Source organism: uncultured Mailhella sp., assembly GCF_944324575.1.
In the GTDB taxonomy this organism is placed as follows: Bacteria; Desulfobacterota; Desulfovibrionia; order Desulfovibrionales; family Desulfovibrionaceae; genus Mailhella.
Window position 1 is genome coordinate 1 of the sequence record NZ_CALUWV010000007.1, and the last position, 19,211, is coordinate 19,211.

18 protein-coding genes and 1 tRNA gene are annotated in these 19,211 nt (G+C 58.3%); 16 read left to right on the forward strand and 3 right to left on the reverse strand.

Features of this window, described 5'->3' with window-relative positions:
• From Q0J81_RS01620 to Q0J81_RS01635, 4 genes are all read left to right on the forward strand, one after another.
• Positions 1–847 (forward strand): aldehyde ferredoxin oxidoreductase C-terminal domain-containing protein (locus Q0J81_RS01620; protein WP_294445664.1); only part of this gene is annotated, 847 nt, incomplete at its 5' end.
• 47 nt (positions 848–894) lie between these two features.
• On the forward strand, positions 895–1,143 hold the full coding sequence (locus tag Q0J81_RS01625; protein WP_294445665.1) for a MoaD/ThiS family protein: 249 nt from the start codon (positions 895–897) through the stop codon (positions 1,141–1,143).
• Complete coding sequence (locus Q0J81_RS01630; protein ID WP_294445666.1) at positions 1,144–1,995, forward strand: ThiF family adenylyltransferase; 852 nt, start codon at positions 1,144–1,146, stop codon at positions 1,993–1,995.
• 36 nt (positions 1,996–2,031) lie between these two features.
• On the forward strand, positions 2,032–2,388 hold the full coding sequence (locus Q0J81_RS01635) for a transposase (protein ID WP_294445668.1): 357 nt from the start codon (positions 2,032–2,034) through the stop codon (positions 2,386–2,388).
• A 304-nt stretch (positions 2,389–2,692) separates the two neighbouring features.
• On the opposite strand, the gene Q0J81_RS01640 is transcribed toward Q0J81_RS01635, so the two are convergent.
• Together Q0J81_RS01640 and glp are read right to left on the reverse strand one after the other, a co-directional pair.
• A complete protein-coding gene (locus Q0J81_RS01640; RefSeq protein WP_294445670.1) occupies positions 2,693–4,651 on the reverse strand; it encodes a molybdopterin biosynthesis protein in 1,959 nt (652 codons plus the stop codon).
• A gap of 196 nt (positions 4,652–4,847) precedes the next feature.
• The gene (gene glp, locus Q0J81_RS01645; protein ID WP_294445671.1) at positions 4,848–6,074 is read right to left on the reverse strand and encodes a gephyrin-like molybdotransferase Glp; all 1,227 of its coding nucleotides are present in this window, start codon (positions 6,072–6,074) and stop codon (positions 4,848–4,850) included.
• A 396-nt stretch (positions 6,075–6,470) separates the two neighbouring features.
• Here glp and Q0J81_RS01650 point away from each other — a divergent pair, with 396 nt between their 5' ends.
• The 12 genes from Q0J81_RS01650 to Q0J81_RS01705 all read left to right on the forward strand — a co-directional run bounded on the left by Q0J81_RS01650 (position 6,471) and on the right by Q0J81_RS01705 (position 18,402).
• Positions 6,471–7,457, forward strand: coding sequence for a transporter (locus tag Q0J81_RS01650; protein ID WP_294445672.1), 987 nt, complete (start codon positions 6,471–6,473; stop codon positions 7,455–7,457).
• 53 nt (positions 7,458–7,510) lie between these two features.
• Positions 7,511–8,332 carry a substrate-binding domain-containing protein gene (locus Q0J81_RS01655; protein ID WP_294445673.1) on the forward strand — a complete coding sequence of 274 codons (822 nt, stop codon included), beginning with the start codon at positions 7,511–7,513 and terminating at the stop codon, positions 8,330–8,332.
• Positions 8,333–8,388: 56 nt separating this feature from the next.
• Positions 8,389–9,084: an ABC transporter permease gene (locus tag Q0J81_RS01660; protein ID WP_294445674.1), complete on the forward strand. Its 696-nt coding sequence runs from the start codon at positions 8,389–8,391 to the stop codon at positions 9,082–9,084.
• On the forward strand, positions 9,081–9,713 hold the full coding sequence (locus Q0J81_RS01665; RefSeq protein ID WP_294445675.1) for an ABC transporter ATP-binding protein: 633 nt from the start codon (positions 9,081–9,083) through the stop codon (positions 9,711–9,713). Before Q0J81_RS01660 ends, Q0J81_RS01665 begins: the two co-directional genes overlap by 4 nt.
• A gap of 51 nt (positions 9,714–9,764) precedes the next feature.
• Positions 9,765–10,220: an MOSC domain-containing protein gene (locus tag Q0J81_RS01670; protein WP_294445677.1), complete on the forward strand. Its 456-nt coding sequence runs from the start codon at positions 9,765–9,767 to the stop codon at positions 10,218–10,220.
• 14 nt (positions 10,221–10,234) lie between these two features.
• On the forward strand, positions 10,235–11,272 hold the full coding sequence (moaCB, locus tag Q0J81_RS01675; RefSeq protein WP_294445678.1) for a bifunctional molybdenum cofactor biosynthesis protein MoaC/MoaB: 1,038 nt from the start codon (positions 10,235–10,237) through the stop codon (positions 11,270–11,272).
• 3 nt (positions 11,273–11,275) lie between these two features.
• Entirely contained in the window at positions 11,276–12,331 is a 1,056-nt protein-coding gene (moaA, locus tag Q0J81_RS01680; protein WP_294445679.1) for a GTP 3',8-cyclase MoaA, read from the forward strand.
• Positions 12,332–12,949: 618 nt separating this feature from the next.
• Positions 12,950–13,855: a metal ABC transporter substrate-binding protein gene (locus Q0J81_RS01685; protein WP_294445680.1), complete on the forward strand. Its 906-nt coding sequence runs from the start codon at positions 12,950–12,952 to the stop codon at positions 13,853–13,855.
• Entirely contained in the window at positions 13,845–14,639 is a 795-nt protein-coding gene (locus Q0J81_RS01690) for a metal ABC transporter ATP-binding protein (RefSeq protein WP_294445681.1), read from the forward strand. Before Q0J81_RS01685 ends, Q0J81_RS01690 begins: the two co-directional genes overlap by 11 nt.
• Complete coding sequence (locus Q0J81_RS01695; protein WP_294445682.1) at positions 14,632–15,495, forward strand: metal ABC transporter permease; 864 nt, start codon at positions 14,632–14,634, stop codon at positions 15,493–15,495. Before Q0J81_RS01690 ends, Q0J81_RS01695 begins: the two co-directional genes overlap by 8 nt.
• 463 nt (positions 15,496–15,958) lie before the next feature.
• Positions 15,959–17,212 (forward strand): 4Fe-4S dicluster domain-containing protein, encoded by a 1,254-nt coding sequence (locus Q0J81_RS01700; protein ID WP_294445683.1) that lies wholly within the window; start codon positions 15,959–15,961, stop codon positions 17,210–17,212.
• Positions 17,213–18,174: 962 nt separating this feature from the next.
• Positions 18,175–18,402, forward strand: coding sequence for a helix-turn-helix transcriptional regulator (locus Q0J81_RS01705; protein ID WP_294445684.1), 228 nt, complete (start codon positions 18,175–18,177; stop codon positions 18,400–18,402).
• A gap of 376 nt (positions 18,403–18,778) precedes the next feature.
• On the opposite strand, the gene Q0J81_RS01710 is transcribed toward Q0J81_RS01705, so the two are convergent.
• A tRNA-Ile gene (locus tag Q0J81_RS01710) sits at positions 18,779–18,854 on the reverse strand.
• Between the last annotated feature and the right edge of the window lie 357 nt (positions 18,855–19,211).

Sequence of the window (19,211 nt, forward strand, 5' to 3'; positions counted from 1 at the left end):
CATCATCCGCTGCAGCGGCATTTTCCCCGACGCCCAGGGCAAGTTCAAGAGCAAGTGGCCGGAATATGAAACCCTGTGGTGCTTCGGCCCCCACAGCAACATCGACGACCTCGACCTCATCTGCACCTTCGACCACATGTGCGACGACATCGGCGTGGACACCATTGACGTCGGCGTGGCCGTCGGCGTGGCCATGGCCGGCGGCGGCATTCCGCTCGGCGACGGCAAGGCCGTCATGGAAGCGATGAAGGGCATCAGCGAAGGCACCCCGCTCGGCCGCATCATCGGCTGCGGCACGGCCACCACGGGCCGTGTGTTCGGCGTGAGAAGAGTGCCCTGCGTCAAGGGTCAGAGCCTGCCCGCCTATGATCCCCGTGCGGTCAAGGGCGTGGGCGTCACCTACGCCACCACCCCCATGGGCGCGGACCACACCGCCGGCTACGCGGTGACCGCCAACATTCTCTCCTGCGGCGGCAAGGTCGATCCGCTCAAGAAGGACGGTCAGATCGAGCTTTCCCGCAACCTGCAGATTGCCACGGCTTCCGTGGACAGCGTGGGCCTGTGCCTGTTCACGGCCTTCGCCATCCTCGACATTCCGGACGCTCTTGCGGCCATCGTGGACATGCTGAACGCCAAGTTCGGCTGGAAGCTTACCGGCGATGACGTGGTCACCCTCGGTCAGCGCATTCTGTCCACCGAAATCGACTTCAACCGTCGTGCCGGCATCACCGAAGCCGCCGACCATCTGCCCGACTTCTTCACCGACGAGCCCGTGGCGCCTCACAACACCACCTTCGACTTCACGCCTGAAGAACTGCAGACCACCTTCAACTGGATAAAGAAGTAACCTTTGTCCGTCCCGCGCGGAGCCTCTCCGCGCGGGACCTTCCGACCATGAGCATACTGATAAAACTGAGCACAACTCTGCGCGACATGGTTCCCGGCTACGATCCGGAAACGGGCCTCTCCGTCTCCCTGGAGAACGGTGAAGAATCCGTCACGGCGGGCGACCTGGCCGCGCGCATCGGCATTCCTCTGGAGGAAATCAAGATCATCATGATCAACAGTCGCCAGAGCGAACTCGACAGCGTCGTGCACGACGGAGACCGTGTAGCCTACTTCCCCGCCGTGGGAGGAGGTTAAATGGCCAGTCTTCCGGACACACAGACGCTGCTGAAAGCAATCGAGCCTTTCCTCACCCGAAGAGCGGACGAAACGGACGTGTCCAGAGCGGGCATACGTCTTCTGTCCGAGAAAACGGGAATGACGGAGCGCGCCGTCATGGCGGAGCTACTTTCCCGCGATCTCTGGCCGGAACGTTTCAGTCGCTGCAGGGGAGCCTTTTCCGCGCAGTCGCTCTCCCGTCTGCTCTCCGCCAGAATTCTTGTGGCCGGATGCGGAGGCCTCGGCGGACACGTGGCCGAACTTCTGGCACGCATGGGCGCAGGAAATCTGGTACTCTGCGACCCCGACAGATTTGAGGAAAGCAATCTCAACCGCCAGCACTTCTGTACGGAAAAAACTCTCGGTCGTCTCAAGGCGGAAGCCTGCCGCGAAGGCCTGCTGGAGCTCGCCTCCTACATGAACGTTGAAGCTCATGCCGTTGCCTTGGACGAAAGCAACCTTCCCAGCCTGCTCAGGGGCGTGGACGCGGTCATGGACTGCCTTGATTCCGTGGCCAGAAAAAAAATGCTGGAACACGAGGCCGAGAAGGCCGGTGTTCCCTGCGTGCAGGGTTCCGTGGCGAGAAACGAAGGCCTCGCCCTTTTCGACAGTTCCTTCGCCTTGCCCTTCTCCAGAGTGTATCCCGGCGAAGTTTCAGGAAATCTGGAAGGCACCGCCATGAATACTCACGTGCTCACAGTAGCAGGCACCGCCACTCTTATGGTATCTCTTCTCATGCGGTGGCTCTGCATGAACAAAAATGACGGCGGAAAGCTTTTTCATCTCGACCTTTCCATTCCAGAACTGGAACCCCTTTCCTTTTCCGTCTGAACCGAAAAAACACATCATCAAATAAAGGATCACGGCATGGCATTCATCAGCGATCAGCAATGGAGACGCATAGAGCCGTTTCTCGCCCGGGGCAAGAAAGTAGGACGCCCCCGCAAGAGCGACCGCGAAACGCTCGAAGCCGTTCTCTATGTCCTTACCACAGGCTGCCGCTGGAGCGACCTGCCCCGCGACATGGGCAGCTATGTCACGGCATGGCGACGCTTTACGGCATGGAAAAAGGACGGAACCTTCGACATCATCCGTTCCTGCCTGCCTGCAAGCGTGCAGCTTTCCGAAAATGCGACCACGCCGCGCAAAATCAAGACCGGCAAGTGCAGCCTGGCCATGAAGAAATACGTCAGTCCCAGCAAAAACTCGCAGGCCGATTCCTGACGAGTATCATCCACAGGGGAGTTTGCCAAAAGAGGCCCCTCTCTCCGCATTTTCCCGTTCTGCGGCAAGCCTTCGGGAAGACTTTCCTGTCCAGAAATCCGCACGAACGCTTCCCGAAGGCTTTTTCAGACGGTCTTTTCCCCATGGTTCCGAGGTCTGAAGTTCAGACGTCGGAACCTTTTTAATGTGGCATCGTGCACGCCCACGTTTTTCTGCGGGACCGGGCACAGGAGGGGGCGGCAAAACAAGGAAAGAGCCCGCTCCCCACGGCCCTGGTAACGCAGAAAGACGAGCGTCTCTTCCGTTATTTTCCGTCGTATTCCCAGATGATCTCCCCGGTTCTGTCCGTGCCGTATCCGCCCATTTCCTGGACGCTTTTTTTGAACTCGTCGGAACGGATGACGTCAAGAAGAGCCAGAATGCGCGCATCCTCCGCATAGCGCTTCGGAATGACGAGATCGTACTCCTCCACGCCTACGGAAATGAAGTCCAGCCCGAGGGCCGCAGCCGCTGAGCGCACGCCGAGCCCCGCGTCGGCACGACCGGAAAGCACGGCGGCCGCCACGTTCATGTGCGTGTATTCCTCGTCGCGGTAGCCCTGTATGCGTGCTGGCGACAGTCCGCGCTTTTTAAGCTCGTAGTCAAGAAGCACGCGCGTGCCGCTGCCTCTCTGCCGGTTGATGAACTGCACGTCCTCGCGGCACAAATCCTCGAAGGACACGATATGCTTCGGATTGCCGGGCAGTACCATGATGCCCTGCTCGCGATCCACAAGCTGCACCAGCATGGCGGGCACTCCCTTCAAGTTCTCCTGAATGGCCCGTCGGTTGTACACGCCGCTCTCCTCGTCGAGCAGATGGCTGCCTGCCAGATGACACTGGCCTCGCTGAAGCGCGAGAAGACCGCCGAGAGAACCTACGTGAGCCGAGGTCAGCCGGAAGCCCGGATGCTTTCGTCTCAGCATGCTGTCGATGAGATCCAGCGTATTGTCATGACTGCCCACGGCGAGCAGCGCGCCCTCTATCTCCTCCCGGGTACGAAGCAGCTCCGCGCGCACGGGCACTCCCGCGTCAAGCCCCTCGCGGTCGCGCTCTATGGGAATGACGGCGTCCGCACGGGAAAGGCTGGTCACGGTGCCTGCCCCGCGGGGAAGCGTGACGGCGTAACAGGTTCCGTCCACCATGCCGAGCTTCACGCGAAGCCTCTCCTCCATGCCGGGACGCGAAGGTATGGGATTGCAGGGAATGACGGAAACGGACTCACGATGCCTGATGCCCCGCTTCTGCCAGCGGGCAAGCAGCGGAAGTGCGAATTCCTCCATGGCCACGATGGCGGATACCGGATAGCCCGGCGTGCCGATGACAGGTACCCTGCGTCCCCCGGACTCCACAATGCCGAGCGCCGTGGGCTTGCCCGGCATGACGGCCACGCCGTGCACCAGAAGCTCGCCCATGCCGGCAATGACGTCGGCCGTGTAATCATGACTTCCTGCGGATGAACCCGCGTTCATGATGACAAGATCCGCCCCGCCCTCCACGGCCGAAGCTATGGCCGCGCGGATGAGCTCCACGTCATCGGGCACAATGGGGCACACGCGGGCATGACCGCCCGCCTCCTCAACCATGGCGGAAAAAATGAGGGAGTTGAATTCCGGCAGAGCGCGCCCGGATCGAAGATCCTCTTCCTTCGCCTCGTCGAGAGCCACGATTTCCGAACCGCTGGGTATGATGGCCACCTCGGGCCTGCGGAACACGGAAGGACGGGTTACGCCTGCTGCGGCCAGAGCGCCGAGTTCGTACGGCCCAACGACCACGCCCGGCGCAAGAATGATCTCCGTAGCCACCATGTCTTCACCGAGCTTGCGCACATGCTGCCAGGGAAAGGCGGCCTTTTCCGTGACTACGTACTTTCCGCCTTCCTCCACATTGAGATGCTCCACCATGATCACGGCGTTGCAGCCTTCGGGCATAAGGTGACCGGTATTGATCCAGAAGGCGTTTTTGCCGATTTCCAGACGCAGCGGTCTGCGGGCGGAGGCCGTGAACGTATCCTCGGCCTTCACGGCCACGCCGTCCATGGCCGCGCCGTGAAACGCAGGCGAGGAACGCCTCGCCTCCACGGGACGGGAAAGCACGCGATGCAGCGCGGCGGAAAGCGGGACTTCCTCTTCGGAAAGTTCCGCCTCAAGCGCATCCGTGCGGGCGAACCAGAGTTCCCGGGCTTCGTCGGGAGTCTTCATCGTAAGATAGGTATGTCTTGGCATATGTTCTCTCCTGGCGCAGCGCGCCATGATGACAGTCTATTCACGGCAGAGCGGCAGAAACGCCGTCGCCTCTCTCGCCGTCCGGCCCTGCGCCGAAAGAACCGGCGCCTCTGCCGGTCGAACGGGAAAAAGCAGAAAGCCGCCTTACGGAAAGGACAGCCGTGCTGCGGCATCCGACAGGGGGCGGGACGGAGCCTCAGCGCAGAAGCTCTGCAAACACTTCCTGTCCGGCGTACAGTCCTTCACTGTTTTCCGGGCAGACTACAAGAGCGTCGGCCTCCACGAGGCCGGAAATGAGTCCTGAAGGCGCGGTGAGGGGCTCAGCCGTCCAGCCATCTCCAGAGCGAGAGAGCTTCACGCGTATGAAGTCTCTGCGGCCCTGCGCCGAGGCCACGCCCCGGGAGAGTACGGCCCGTACGCCTGCGGGGACAGGCTCCTCCATCCCCTGAAGATGGCGGAGAAGCGGCGCAAGAAAGACTCTTGCGCATACGAGAGCGCTCGAAACGTGCCCGGGAAGTCCCATAAGGCACTTTTTGCCGGAACGGGCAAGGATAAACGGCTTGCCGGGACTGATGGCCGCTCCGTGAACCAGCAGCTCCCCTCCGGGCATGGAAAGAAAAATGTCCACGGTATGATCCCGCATGCCCGCCGAGGAGCCGCCCGAAAGCAGCACCACGTCGGCCCAGTCCAGAGCGTGACGAACAGACGCTTCCAGCTTTGCCACGTCGTCGCGGACAAGCCCCTCAAAGCGCACGCACGCGCCCTCCTGACGGCACAGCGCAGCAAGGGAATGGGAGTTCACGTCGCGCACCTGCCCGGGAAGAGGCTTCTCGTCAAAGGGGACAACCTCGTCTCCCGTCGAAAGAATGGCCACGCGCGGCAGCCTCGTCACCGGCACGCGTACCTGACCAAGAGCCGCAAGCAGACCTATTTCCTGCGGACGCAGACGCCGTCCGGCAGCGATGAGCGTTTTTCCTGCGGCGGCGTCCTCATCGTGTTCAAGTACATGGTCGCCCGGCGCCTGCGTCCGCACGAGCTCCACCAGACTGCCGCCCGCAGGACGGGAATATTCCACCATGACCACACAGTCCGCGCCCTCGGGCAGCATGCCGCCCGTGAGTATGCGCGCCGTCTGTCCCGGCGCAAGCGAAAAGTCCGGAGCCTTTCCCATGGGGCAGTCGCCCACACACTCCAGAAGCGCGGGAGAGCCTTCCTGCGCGCCGAACACGTCCCGAGCCCGGACGGCATACCCGTCCACTGTGGAGCGGTCGAAGCCCGGCAGATCTTCGGGCGCCGTCCAGTCCCGCGCAAGGCAGCGCCCCGCGCAATCGTCCAGCGGAACGCTTTCCTCTTCAAGAGGCTCAAAGGTCTTGACGAGCGACAGCACCTCGTCCACCGATTTCAGGGTAAGAAAGGACTTCATGACTTCTCCCGGGTAAATGGAATGATACTGTGCGGAGTATAGACTTTTGAAGGAAAAAGAAAAGCCGTTCCTAGCTTCACGCTCGGCGCCAAACCCGAGACCTTTTGGCAATATTTCATTTTTCGCGCAATCACCCTGAAAAAAAATATGATAATTTTGAAATAAAAAGCCGTTCAGTGACAATTTCCCCATTTCAGTATTGCTCATGAAAAAATTTTGCGTTATATTGAAATGCGAATCTGTCCCATGCGATTCATTTCATAATTAAACAACGAACATTTTTTCACAGTGTATACACCATGACCGTTTTATGTCACTTATGAAACGGCATGATTTCATAACTGCTCCCGTCCCGTGATTTCCTTGGGGCGGAACGGATAAACGACGAAGTGCATCTTGTCTCAGGAACATCTGACCAGAAGCCTGCTTGAACAGCTCACGATCCGCTGGGAGGCATGGGAAAAGGAAGCCACGACCACGGCAAAAAAAATCGTCCGTGCAAGGCTTCATCTGCTTTTCCTGCTCATCCGCTACGGAGGTCTCAGACTCGGCGAGGCGCTGAGCCTGAACGTGCGGCAGGACGTGGACACGGTGACGGGCATGGTACACGTTCCCGACCCCGGCGGCCGGGACGTGCTTCTGCCTGTCACGTGCATGAAGCACATCCGGCGCATACTCAGCCTTCCCGAGGCCGAAAGCGAATCCTTTCTTCACTTCGACCAGGGCTTTGTCCGCAGGAAGTTCTACGCCGTGGCCGAAGGCATGGGGCTGATCCCGGGCATGGCGGGACCGCGCGCCATACGCTACGCGAGAGGTCTGGAACTTCTGGAGCTGCACGTGCCGTTCAACGTGGTTCAGGCCTATCTCGGACAGCAGAAAACGGCACAGATTGCGGAATTTCTGGACTTTGCCGGAGGGGAGGCCAAACGTATCGTAAAAAACAGTTCCGCAGGCAGACCGGCAATGGATGAGGAGACGGACAATGCCTTCATCGGCATCATCACGAACATACGCACGGGCATGCGGGCGGCCAGCGTGGAAGTCACCACCTTTTCCGATCTCGTCATCACGGCCAGATGTGACGTGAGGCAGTTTTTGAACTCGGAGCTGCATATCAATCAGGTAGCCACGGTCCGAGTCGATCCGGAGATGATAGTCCTCTCTTCGGAAAAAGCGCCTCTGGCCCTTCAGGGGCCGGTACGGGCCACAGTGGCCGCCCTGCATCAGGACACGGTGGAGTCATTCCTCGTGCTGGAACTCGCCGACGGAACGAGACTGAACACAGTGCAGGAAACCGCGCATCTTGCGCGCCTTCGCGTCCGCCAGGACAGCCGGGTCTATCTGAGCTTCCCCGCGCGGGCCGTGACCCTTTCCACGGATTGACAACGCCGGCTCTTCACTTCCGAAGGGCCGCAACCATAACAAGGAGCATATCCATGAACCATTTCGGCAAATTCCTTTTCGGAGCCCTGCTCTCGCTCTCCTGCGCGCTTCCCGTGCAGGCTGCCGACACCCTCATGATGGCCACGACCACCAGCACTCAGGATTCCGGTCTGCTGGAATACGTCGCGCCCGTGTTCAAGCAGGAAACCGGCATCGACCTCAAGTGGGTGGCCGTAGGCACCGGCAAGGCTCTTGAAATCTCCAAGAACTGCGACGCCGACGTGCTGCTCGTCCACGCTCCCGACGTGGAAAAGAAGTTCATCGACGACGGCTACGGCATCGACCGCCGTCAGGTCATGTACAATGACTTCGTCATCGTCGGTCCCAAGTCCGACCCCGCCAAGATTGCGGGCAAAACCACCGGCGAAGCGCTGAAGGCCATCTATGACGCCAAGGCCGGCTTCGTCAGCCGCGGCGACAAGTCCGGCACCCATTCCGCCGAACTCAATCTGTGGAAGAAGTTCAACCTGAAGCCCGACAAGGAGCCCTTCTACATTTCCGCCGGTCAGGGCATGATGGCCACTCTCGCCATCGCCGCCGAAAAGGGCGCCTATGCCCTCACCGACCGCGGCACCTGGATCAAATACGAAAGCCAGCAGGGCGCGGCCAATCCTCTCGCCATCGTCGTGCAGGGCGACAGCGCGCTCTTCAACCAGTACAGCGTCATCACGACGAATCCCAAGCTCTGCCCCAACGTCAAGAAGGATCTCGCCGTGAAGTTCGAAGACTGGTGGGTGAACCCCAAGACTCAGAAGCTCATTGAAGACTACAAGCTGGAAGGCAAGCAGCTCTTCTTCCCCAACGCCGGCAAGTAAGCCGCAGCGCGGGCCGGAGCTCCGGCCCGCGTTCCCTTTTTTCTCCGCAGGTCATCATGGGATATTTCAGCGACGGCATGCAGAAGGCCATAAACCTTCTGCTGCATATGGACGACGCCACATTTTCCGCCATAGAGGCCACGCTCACCTCCACAAGCTGCGCCCTTATCATCGCCACCGTTCTGGGGCTGCCTCTGGGCTTTCTGCTCGGATACACCAGTTTTCCGGGAAAAAAGCTTCTGCGTCTTGTTTCCGACACGCTTCTGGCTTTCCCCACGGTGCTCATCGGCCTCGTTGTCTATGTGCTCATCACCTACCGCGGACCGTTCGGACAGTTCGGTCTGCTCTTCACCGTGCCCGGCATGGTCATAGGCCAGAGCATTCTGGCCCTGCCCATTGTCGTTTCCTGGACGGCGCAGGCCGTGGAAACTCTGGACAGCCGGTGCCGGGAAACCCTGCTCACGCTGGGGGCTTCGCCTGCACAGGTCGCTCTGCACACCATACGCGAGATACGTTACGATCTCGGCATGGTATGCGTCACGGCCTTCGGCCGCGTGGTCACGGAAGTGGGCGTGGCCATGATGCTCGGCGGCAACATCCGCTATTCCACAAGAACCATGACCACGGCCATTTCGCTGGAAACAAGCAAGGGGGAATTCGCCCAGGGCATAGCGCTGGGGCTGGTGCTTCTTCTCATTGCCTTTCTGGTTAACTTTCTTCTGACCTGGCTCAGACACAAGGGGCGCGCATGAACACTCTTTTTGAAGCGCACGACCTTCGCAAGTGCTACGGCAGCATCACCGCGCTCCATCTGTCCTCCTTTTTCATGGAAAAGGGCGAGACCGTGGCCCTCACCGGCAGAAACGGCAGCGGCAAGTCCACGCTGCTGCGGCTTCTCGCCTTTCTGGAGACTCCCACATCGGGCACGCTGCGCTACTTCGGCAATGAAAGCGAGCCGAGAAAGGAAGTCACGCTGCTGCTTCAGGAACCCTACCTCATGAAGGCTTCCGTGTTCTGGAACGTGACTCTCGGGCTGCGTCTGCGCGGATTCGGACCAGAAGAGCAGCACAGGGGCTACCGGGAAAGCATGCTGGCCGTGGGATTTTCCGATCCGGAAAGCATGGCCTCGCGCGGTCCCGGCGAACTTTCCGGCGGAGAGAGGCAGCGCATCGCCCTCGCCTCCAGACTTATTCTCTCCCCATCTGTACTTTTACTCGATGAACCGACATCCAATGTTGACGCGGCAAGCGAAAAGGCCATACTCAATGTTGTGCGCTCTCTTCGCGAAAAGGGCGTAAGCGTGGTGTGCGCCACGCACGACCGAGACATACCCGCAGCGCTTCATGCCCGGGAAATACGTATCGTCAACGAAAGACCCTAGCCGCCAGTTCACCAGCAACTCAACCGTTTTTCCGCAAGGATGGAGAATATCATGCGTATCGTTGCCGTATCCACGAGTGCCCGCAAGGGAGAAAAGAAAGTCAATCAGCCGCAGGTGACGCTTGTGGCCAACCACGGCGTTGAGGGCGACGTCCATGCCGACGGCACCCACCGTCAGCTCAGCCTGCTGGCCATGGAAGACATCGAATACATGCGTTCCATGGGGGCAGACGTTCATCCCGGCGACTTTGCCGAAAACCTCACCACCGAGGGTGTGGAACTCTACACCTGTCCCGTGGGTACCCGCTTCGTCATCGGCGACGACATTGAACTGGTGCTCACGCAGATCGGCAAGGAATGTCATCTGGGCTGCGCCATACGTCAGCAGGTGGGTGACTGCATCATGCCGCGCCGCGGCGTGTTCTGCCGCATCATCAAGGGCGGCGTGGTAAAGCCCGGCGACAGCTTCCGTATTTCCTTCCGCCCCCAGGTACTTCCCCAGGTGTAAATTCCGAGGCTCCCATGTCTGAATTCTCCCATATTGACGCCTCGGGCAACGCCCGCATGGTGGATGTGAGCGCCAAGGCGGAAACGAAGCGCACGGCCATAGCCCGCGCCGTGGTGGAACTGAACGCCGACACGCTGGACATGCTCAAAGCCAGAGCGCTGCCCAAGGGCGACGTGCTTACCGTTGCGCAGGTGGCCGGCATCATGGCGGCCAAGAAAACCTCCGAACTCATCCCCATGTGCCACCCTCTGCCTCTCACCCATGTCGACGTACGCTTCAAGGTTCAGGACACGCCCCCGTCCGTTCTTCTCGAAGCTTCGGCCAGCACCGCCGGCCGCACCGGTGTGGAGATGGAAGCCATCGTTGCCGCCCAGGTGGCGGCGGCCACCATCTACGACATGGTCAAGGCCGTGCAGAAGGACGTAGTCATCCGCGACGTGCGTCTTATTCTCAAGTCCGGCGGCAAGAGCGGCCTGTTCAAGACCGATGAGCCTCTGCTTTTTGAGGTAAACGATACGCCTCTGCCCGCCCCCCGGCCCGCGCCCGAGGCATGGAGCGGCAAAGGCCTCGCCGTGGCCTGCATCACCCTTTCCGACAAGGGCTACGCCGGCGAGCGCGTCGACGAAAGCGGTCCCGTGCTTCTCGACATGCTGAAGGAGCTCTCTCCGGCAAAAAGTCAGCTCTTCCTGCTGCCAGACGACCCGCGCGCCCTGCGAAAACTCGTGAAGGATCTTGCCGCCTCCGGCTGGGGACTTATCGTGACCACGGGAGGCACCGGACTTTCCCCGCGCGACTTCACGCCCGAGGCTCTCATTCCCGTACTGGATCGCCGCCTGCCGGGCTTTGAACAGGTCATGTTCTCCGAAGGCCTGACCCACACGCCTCGCGCCGTGCTCTCCCGATGCCTTGCCGGCACGATCGGCCGCACCATGCTCATCGCTCTGCCCGGCAGTCGCCTTGCTGCGCAGGAAGATCTTGCCGCACTTCTGCCCGTGCTTCCCCATGCGCTGGAAAAGCTGAACGGCGACATGAGCGACTGCGGAAGGAGCTGAGCCATGGCGGAACCCAACGAAGCTCTTCCCTCGCCGCTCACCGACGCTCACGGCAGAACGGTACGCTATCTGCGCATTTCGGTGACGGACCGCTGCAATCTGTGCTGCCGCTACTGCCGGGACGACAGCGTTCCGTTTATTCCGCATGAAAACATACTGCGCTTCGAGGAAATAGAACAGATCATCGAAGCCGCCATAGAGCTCGGAGTGCACAAGCTGCGCTTTACCGGCGGCGAGCCTTTTGCCAGAAAAGGCTTTCTCGATTTTCTTATAAAGATACACCGGCGATTTCCACAGGTGGCACTCAAGCTTACCTCAAACGGCACGCTTCTTGCCCCCGCGCTGGAAACGCTCCGCGACATAGGCGTTTCGGTCAATCTGTCCCTTGATTCACTGGACCGGGAAAAATACGCCGCCATCACCGGCAAGGACATGCTGCCCGTGGTGCTCGACAACATGCACCGCATGCTCGATCTCGGCATTCCCCTCAAGATCAACGCCGTGGCCATGCGCGGCATCAACGACAACGAGCTGCCAGCTCTGGCCGCCATGGCCATGGACTGGCCCGTGGACGTACGCTTCATTGAGTTCATGCCCATGGGAGATTCCACCATCTGGTCGAACAACCTGTTCTGGCCCGCCGCCGACATTCTGGAAGAAGCTCGCAGACACTGGACTCTCGAACCGGTGGCCCTGCGCCGAAAGGACGGCCAGGAAAACGAAGGGCAGGCCGCCGAGGAGCGCGGCCCGGCCAAGCTGTGGAAGCTGAAGGATGAAAAGGGACGCGTCTCCAAAGGAAGCTTCGGACTCATCACTTCAGTGACACAGAGCTTCTGCCAGTCCTGCAACAGGCTCCGCCTCACCGCAGAAGGCAATCTGCGCACCTGCCTCTTCGACGACAGAGAGTATCCCATACGCGACGTCATGCGTAAAAAGGGCATGGACGAGGTGAAACGTATCATGATCGACGCGGTCGCCCGCAAGCCCGTGGGTGCGGAAATACTCGCCGCAAGCCACGGCCCTGTGGCTCACAAGAGAATGTCCGCCATAGGCGGATAGAAGAACGCTCTTCATTCTCAGGCAGTGCGGTTCCGGGCATCACGTCCGAAAGCCGCACTGCTTTTGTGTCTGCCTCTCTCCGAGTTTCTCGCCGGAGAGTCCTGCCCGCTTCCCTGGACGCCGATGAAAGCCGATTACGCTTCAAGGTTCCCCACAAAACGCACTCGGCAACTGAAAAAGAAAGTGCCCCGTCCGAAACGCCCCCGCAGCCTGCACGATACGTCCTTCGATCGCGTCCGGGCAGCCATTCCGACCGGGAAATTCACTGCATGCTGTGCAGAATGACCGGGATGCCCCTTCTGCGCAACAGGCGTCAAGTCTCGCAGCCATACGGAAATTTTTCTGAACAGCCGATACTCAGGCATGCCGGACGCATATTCCGCATCCAGCCGTTCAAACGCCCCGACTTCGTCGCCGAATCCCCCGCAGAGCGCATTTGGTCTGGCATTCACCTCCAGGGGCCGGACTTCCCTTCCGGGACTTGACAGACAGGCAGGTTAAAGCTCTTTTGTTCTCTGGCCGCTCCCACGGCATGCCGGACGACACCATCCGGCTTCTTTTTTCCCTGCCGCCGCACGGTCACCTTCAACGGGAATCTTCTTCCTTTCAGGATTGCCCATGAAAATCTTTCTTTCTCTTCTGCTCTGCCTTGCACTGGGCATTGTCTCGCCCGTTCTTGCTTCCGGCAGGGAACTTGTGGCCTCCGTCTTCCCCGTATGGCTTCTGCTCAGGCAGGTGGCAAGAGACGTGCCCGACACCTCCGTAGGCCTGCTTCTTCCCGCCGGTACGGGCTGCCCGCACGACTACTCCATGACGCCGCAGGAAAGACGCGATCTTGCCCGGGCCGATGTCCTCGTCATCAACGGGCTCGGGCTGGAAAGCTTTCTCGGCGAGACGGCAAAAATGTCGCAGCTCATGAAGGACGACGCCGTCGTCATCGACATTTCAAGCCGCATGGACAACCTTCTGTCCGAAGGTGACGACGGGCACGAGGGGCACGAGAACGCCCGAAACCCGCACATTTTTGCCAGTCCTTCCATGATGGCCCGCATGGCGGAATCACTGGCCGAGCAGCTTGCCGAAAAGGATCCGGAGCACGCTTCCATATACCGGGCCAACGCAAAGCGCGTGCAGACGCCGCTTCTGAAACTTGCCGGCGACTATGCAGCCCTCGGGAGCAGCATTTCCGGTCACGGCATCGCCGTGCAGCACAACGTGTTCAGCTATCTGGCCCGTGACACGGGCCTGACCGTGGATGCTGTGGTGCAGCCCCATGAAGGACAGGAGCCTTCCGCCCGGGAAATGCTGGATCTCGTGCGCGTGATGCGCGACAAAAAGACGGCCGTCGTCATCACGGAACCGCAGTATCCCGCACGCACGGGCAAAACGCTTGCCGCTGAAGCCGGCATTCCCTGCATTTCCCTGGACCCCGTGGCCGGAGGGCCGGTCGACGCTCCTGCCGACTACTATGAACAAGTCATGCGCGAGAACCTGCGCGTGCTGGAGAAAGCTCTTGGAAAATGACAATGCTCCCGCCATCGTCTTCGATCATGTAAGCGTGACGCGAAGCGGCCTCAATATTCTTGATCAGGTAAACGCCTCCGTGCCCCGCGGCAGCTGCACCGTGCTCATCGGTCCCAACGGTGCGGGCAAGACCACGCTGCTGCTCGCTCTGCTTGGCGAGGTGAACTACCGCGGCAACATCACTCTCGGCGGGGGCCGGGGGCTGCGCATAGGCTATGTGCCACAGAAGCTGGCCCTCGACAGAGGCATGCCCTTCACCGTGGCGGAATTTTTGTCCATGGGCATACAAAAGCGCCCCCTGTGGCTCGGCATTTCCCGCCAGGCCAGAAAACAGGCCCGCGATCTGCTGGATCTGGTGCACGCGACACATCTTATACGACGCCGCGTGGGCACGCTCTCCGGCGGTGAAATGCAGCGGGTTCTGCTGGCGCTCGCCCTGCAGCAGAACCCGGAACTTCTGGTGCTCGACGAGCCCTCGGCCGGCGTGGACTTTGAAGGCGGACGGCTCTTCTGCGAGCTTCTGGAAGATCTGCGCAAGAGTCAGGGATTCACCCAGATCATGGTCAGCCATGATCTGGGCATGGTGGCCCATCACGCCACCTGCGTCATCTGCCTGAAGCGCCGGGTCATCGCGCAGGGACCGCCCGCAAAAGTACTTACCGGCGAGGTTCTGCAGACACTTTTCGGCATGCATATGGGACTTATCTGCGCGCAGGACCACCTGCACGCCATGCCTGCCGGAAGCGGGCATACTGCTTCCTGCGGAGAACTGCATCATGATTGATCTTTCCTGGCTTTTCCATCTGGCCTCCCTGTTTCCCCTGGACGGCATGGACATGCGATTCATGCAGCAGGCGCTTGTGGCTCTCGTCCTTCTGGCGCCCATGACGGCGGCTCTCGGCGTGCAGGTGGTCTGCTACCGCATGGCCTTCTTTTCCGACGCCGTGGGCCATTCCGCCTTTGCAGGAGTGGCCATAGGCCTGGTTCTGGGCGTGAATCCTCACATTTCCATGCCTCTCTTCGGGCTTGCCGTAGGTCTTGTCATCATGTTCATGCAGCGCTTCAGCGCCCTGCCTTCTGACACCGTCATCGGCGTGGTCTTCTCCGCCGTGGTGGCTGCAGGCCTTGCCGTGGTGAGCCGCAACAACACCATAGCAAGAGACCTTCAGCAGTTTCTCTACGGCGACATTCTCACCATGACCGAAACCGACATCTGCTGGCTGCTCGCACTCTTTGCTGTTTTCGTGCTCTTCCAGATCGTTGCCTTCAACCGTCTGCTCTACGCAAGCACGAGCAGCATCATCGCCCGGGCGCACCGTGTGCCCGTGGCGCTCTTCGAGTACCTTTTCGCCGCGCTGCTCGCGCTTGTGGTCATGTTCTCGGTATGGGGCGTGGGCGTACTGCTCGTCACGGCCATGCTCATCGTTCCCGCAGCCGCCGCACGAAATTTCGCCCGCAGCGCCGGAGGCATGTTCTGGTGGGCCATTGTGGTGAGCCTGACCTCAGCCGTGACCGGCCTTGCGCTTTCCGTTCAGCCATGGATGGGCACCGCCACGGGCGCAACCATCATTCTCGTCTGCTGCGTCTGGTTTGTCGCAAGCGTGGTGGTACTGGCCGTGCGCAACGAACGACAGGCCTGAGCCGTACCCTCCGGACTCCTCTGCCCACACCTTTCCCCGTTATGTCCGAATGCCGTGCCCCTGTCTGGCGCGGCATTCTTTTTTCTGTCATGCCGCTGGACCGTCAAAAATCTGACAAACACCGGGTTCCCTGGGCCTCTTCCGCCATGCCTCACGACAAGGCCCCGTATTGATACAAAATCATATCACTGAAAAAGCATTGTAACCCTCATGGTTATATTTTGAAAGACAGTTCACGGACTTGATGTTTCTCAGCAACGCGCTACACTTCTTCTGCCAAATTGAGCGCATGACCCGTATCGTGACAACGCGTTCAGAATCATGCAGACGTTTTTTATCGCCACCCGTCACGATATTGCAGAACCGTTTTCCCTCCCTTTCGACTTCAAGGCCGACCCGTCGGAAAACGGCTGGTCTCTCGCTCCGACACCATACAAGGAGATTGCCTGTGGGACATCACCTCATGCTTGAAAAACAGTCCGCCTACGGACGCATGATCGACAGACTCAACCGCTTTCCCCAGGGCGCGCCGGAATCGGAAACACTCTACTCCATCCTGAAAATGCTCTTCACGGAAAAGGAAGCCGATCTTGTGGCGCAAATGCCCATCAAGCCCTTCACTGCGGCCGACGCTGCCAAGCGCTGGAAAATGTCCGAAGTGGAAGCTCACAAGATTCTGGATAACCTGGCGAGCCGCGCCATGCTCGTGGATATGGACAATCATGGCGAACAGATGTACTGCCTGCCCCCGCCCATGGCCGGATTCTTTGAGTTTTCCATGATGCGCGTACGCAAGGACATCGACCAGAAAACCCTTGCCGAGCTCTTCAACCAGTACATCAACGTGGAAGAGGACTTCATGCGCGAGCTCTTCGTCACCGGCGATACCGGCCTCGGCCGGGTGTTCGTGCAGGAGCCCACGGTAAAGGAACCCTACGCCATGGAGATCCTCGACTGGGAAAAGGCCACGCACGTCATTGAAACGGCTTCTCAGTGCGGCATAAGCATGTGCTACTGCCGACACAAAAAGCAGCATCTCGGCACGGCCTGCGACGCGCCCATGGACATCTGCATGACCTTCAACACCGCAGCCCATTCGCTCATCAAGCATGGTCATGCGCGCGAAGTAAGCAAGAGCGAGTGCATGGAGCTTCTGCATCAGGCCTGGGAGCACAACCTCGTGCAGTTCGGCGAAAACGTCCGTCAGGGCGTGAACTTCATCTGCAACTGCTGCGGCTGCTGCTGCGAGGCTCTCGGTGCGGTGAAACGCTTCCAGATGACGCAGACCATCCACTCCAACTTCATCATGCAGAGAAACGAGTCCGCCTGCGTAAACTGCGGTCGCTGCGCCCAGCTCTGCCCCGTGAACGCCCTTACGCTGGAACGGGATGCCGACGGCAACCGGTACATCGACTTCAACGCCGAACTGTGCCTCGGCTGCGGCGTGTGCACGCGCGGCTGCAATCACGGCGCCCTTACCCTCGTGCCCCGTCCCGAACGCACCATCACGCCTCTCAACACCACTCACAGAGCCGTGGTCATGGCCACCGAACGAGGAAATCTGCAGGATCTCATCTTCGACAACCGCATGCTCTTCAGCCACCGTCTGCTGGCCGGCGTGCTCGGTGCGATTCTGAAAATGCCTGCCGTGAAGCGCTCTCTGGCTCAGAAGCAGCTCAAGTCCCGCTTCATCGAAAAAATCTGCGAAAGAATCTGATCCCTGTCATCAGGGCAGCCATATGGTCCTGGGGCGGACGCGACCGGCGTCCACCCCTTTTTTTGTCTTAAAGGAAAAACGCCGTTGTTGTTCATGCGCCAAAATCCGCTGAAAAGCGTCGTCACCTCACAGAAGAAAAACTACAGTTTTCCACTTGTCAAAGAAACAAGAGCATATCCATTACAAAATCATTTACGATGTCAATTCATCAACAAGTCTGAAAAATCTTTCAAATGAAATGCACTGCGTCATTTCTATTTCATTATAAATAAAAAAACTTCTTCTTTTTGGATATTTAATAGTTATTACATAATTATCATACATTTTCTTCATTATATTGTAATTATTTTTTATAATTTTAAGAATATATATTTTCTCTTTAGGCGTATAATTACTGTCTGAAATAAACATGCATATTGATATACACACACATTCTATATATGACAATGCTGAAATTTCTGAAAATTCATTCTGCATAATATTATTATCTTTCCATTCGCTGCAGAATATAAAATATTTATTACTTGACTGTTCTATACAAATTGAAGTTAAAAAATAGTCAAAACTATCCATAACCATATTAATGGTCTTAATATATTTGTATTTTTTAATATAAAACGAAACGTCACATATAACATGACGCATACGATACATGAAAATATAAAGTATATCATATATGTCTCATGACCGTTTTCGTACACTCTGTTTGCAATCTGACCGGGAGGAGTCTTTACGATGCTGACTCAGCCATCCGCCCCGGCAAGAAACTGACGGACAAGGCTTTCGACGGCACTCCCGTCTCCTCCAGGGCCACTCCAAAGCAGCGAACTGACGGACGAGAAAAACACACAAAAAAATAATAAAAACAAATAATTATTTTTACAAGCAGTGTTTTTTTTTCGTCCATTATTAACCGTATATATACGGTGTTTACTTTATAGACTAATCCCTATGCTACGTCAATGGACACCGTTGACCTTCGTTTTGCCAACGCTTTGAAAAAACTGAGAAAAGCGAAAGGGCTCACTCAGGAAGCTCTGGCTCAGAGAGCCGGCGTGGACTATAAATATCTTCAAAAACTGGAAGGACGCAATCCGTCCTCTCCCACGCTTGCCACCATGAAAAAACTGGCCAACGGCCTGGAGGTAACTCTGGTCGAACTGGTTTCACGGCTGGAAAGCTCCGACTGACGTTCTTTCCTCCCGCTCTGCAGCGTGTCATTTCCTCTGCCCGGCACGTCATCAGCTTCGCTGCCGTTCCCCGCAATATCCCCACCAGTTGCTGAAGAAAGCGTCAATGCCAAGTCATGCAGTCCATTTTTTCTCCATTCCCGCCAACACCGTACGGAAAATACCGTTCGCCCCCCTCATACTGCCTGAAAACAATATGGTATGCCGCCATTCTCCGCATGACATGCCCGTCTGAAACGGCAATACTTTAAAAAAACGCAATCGCCTGTTCAAAAAAAGCATTATGTTTCCATCGGTTGCTGCGCAACGCTTATCCAGAGCAAGACAAAAGAAGCGGACAGAACTTTTGTTCTGTCCGCTTCTTTTCAACAATGTATGGTGGACCCGGCAGGCCTCGAACCTACGACAATCCGGTTATGAGCCGGGGGCTCTACCAACTGAGCTACGGGTCCAGCAACGGAAAATATGCCCTCATTCGCCCTGTTTGGCAAGAGAAAAAACGGCATATTCTGCGGAAAAATATCCCGTAAGTTCTCCGAAGAGGCAAAACGCTGCCGCCACGCTGCAACAGCACGCTCCCTCCTGCCAGACTCCCGCTCCCTGAACACGAAAAAGCCGAAGACATGCTCCATCAAGGAGCCTCATACGTCTGCAGTATTTCTGAACCATGCGGGAAGGCATGAAAAAGCCCCCTGCCTCCGAAGAAGCAGGGGGATAGTCTCCCTCACGACTGCTTGAACGACATTATGTTTCCGTCCAAAAGTCCAGGCAGGGAGACTGCCGAGGAAACACGGCTCGAAAAGAAGGAG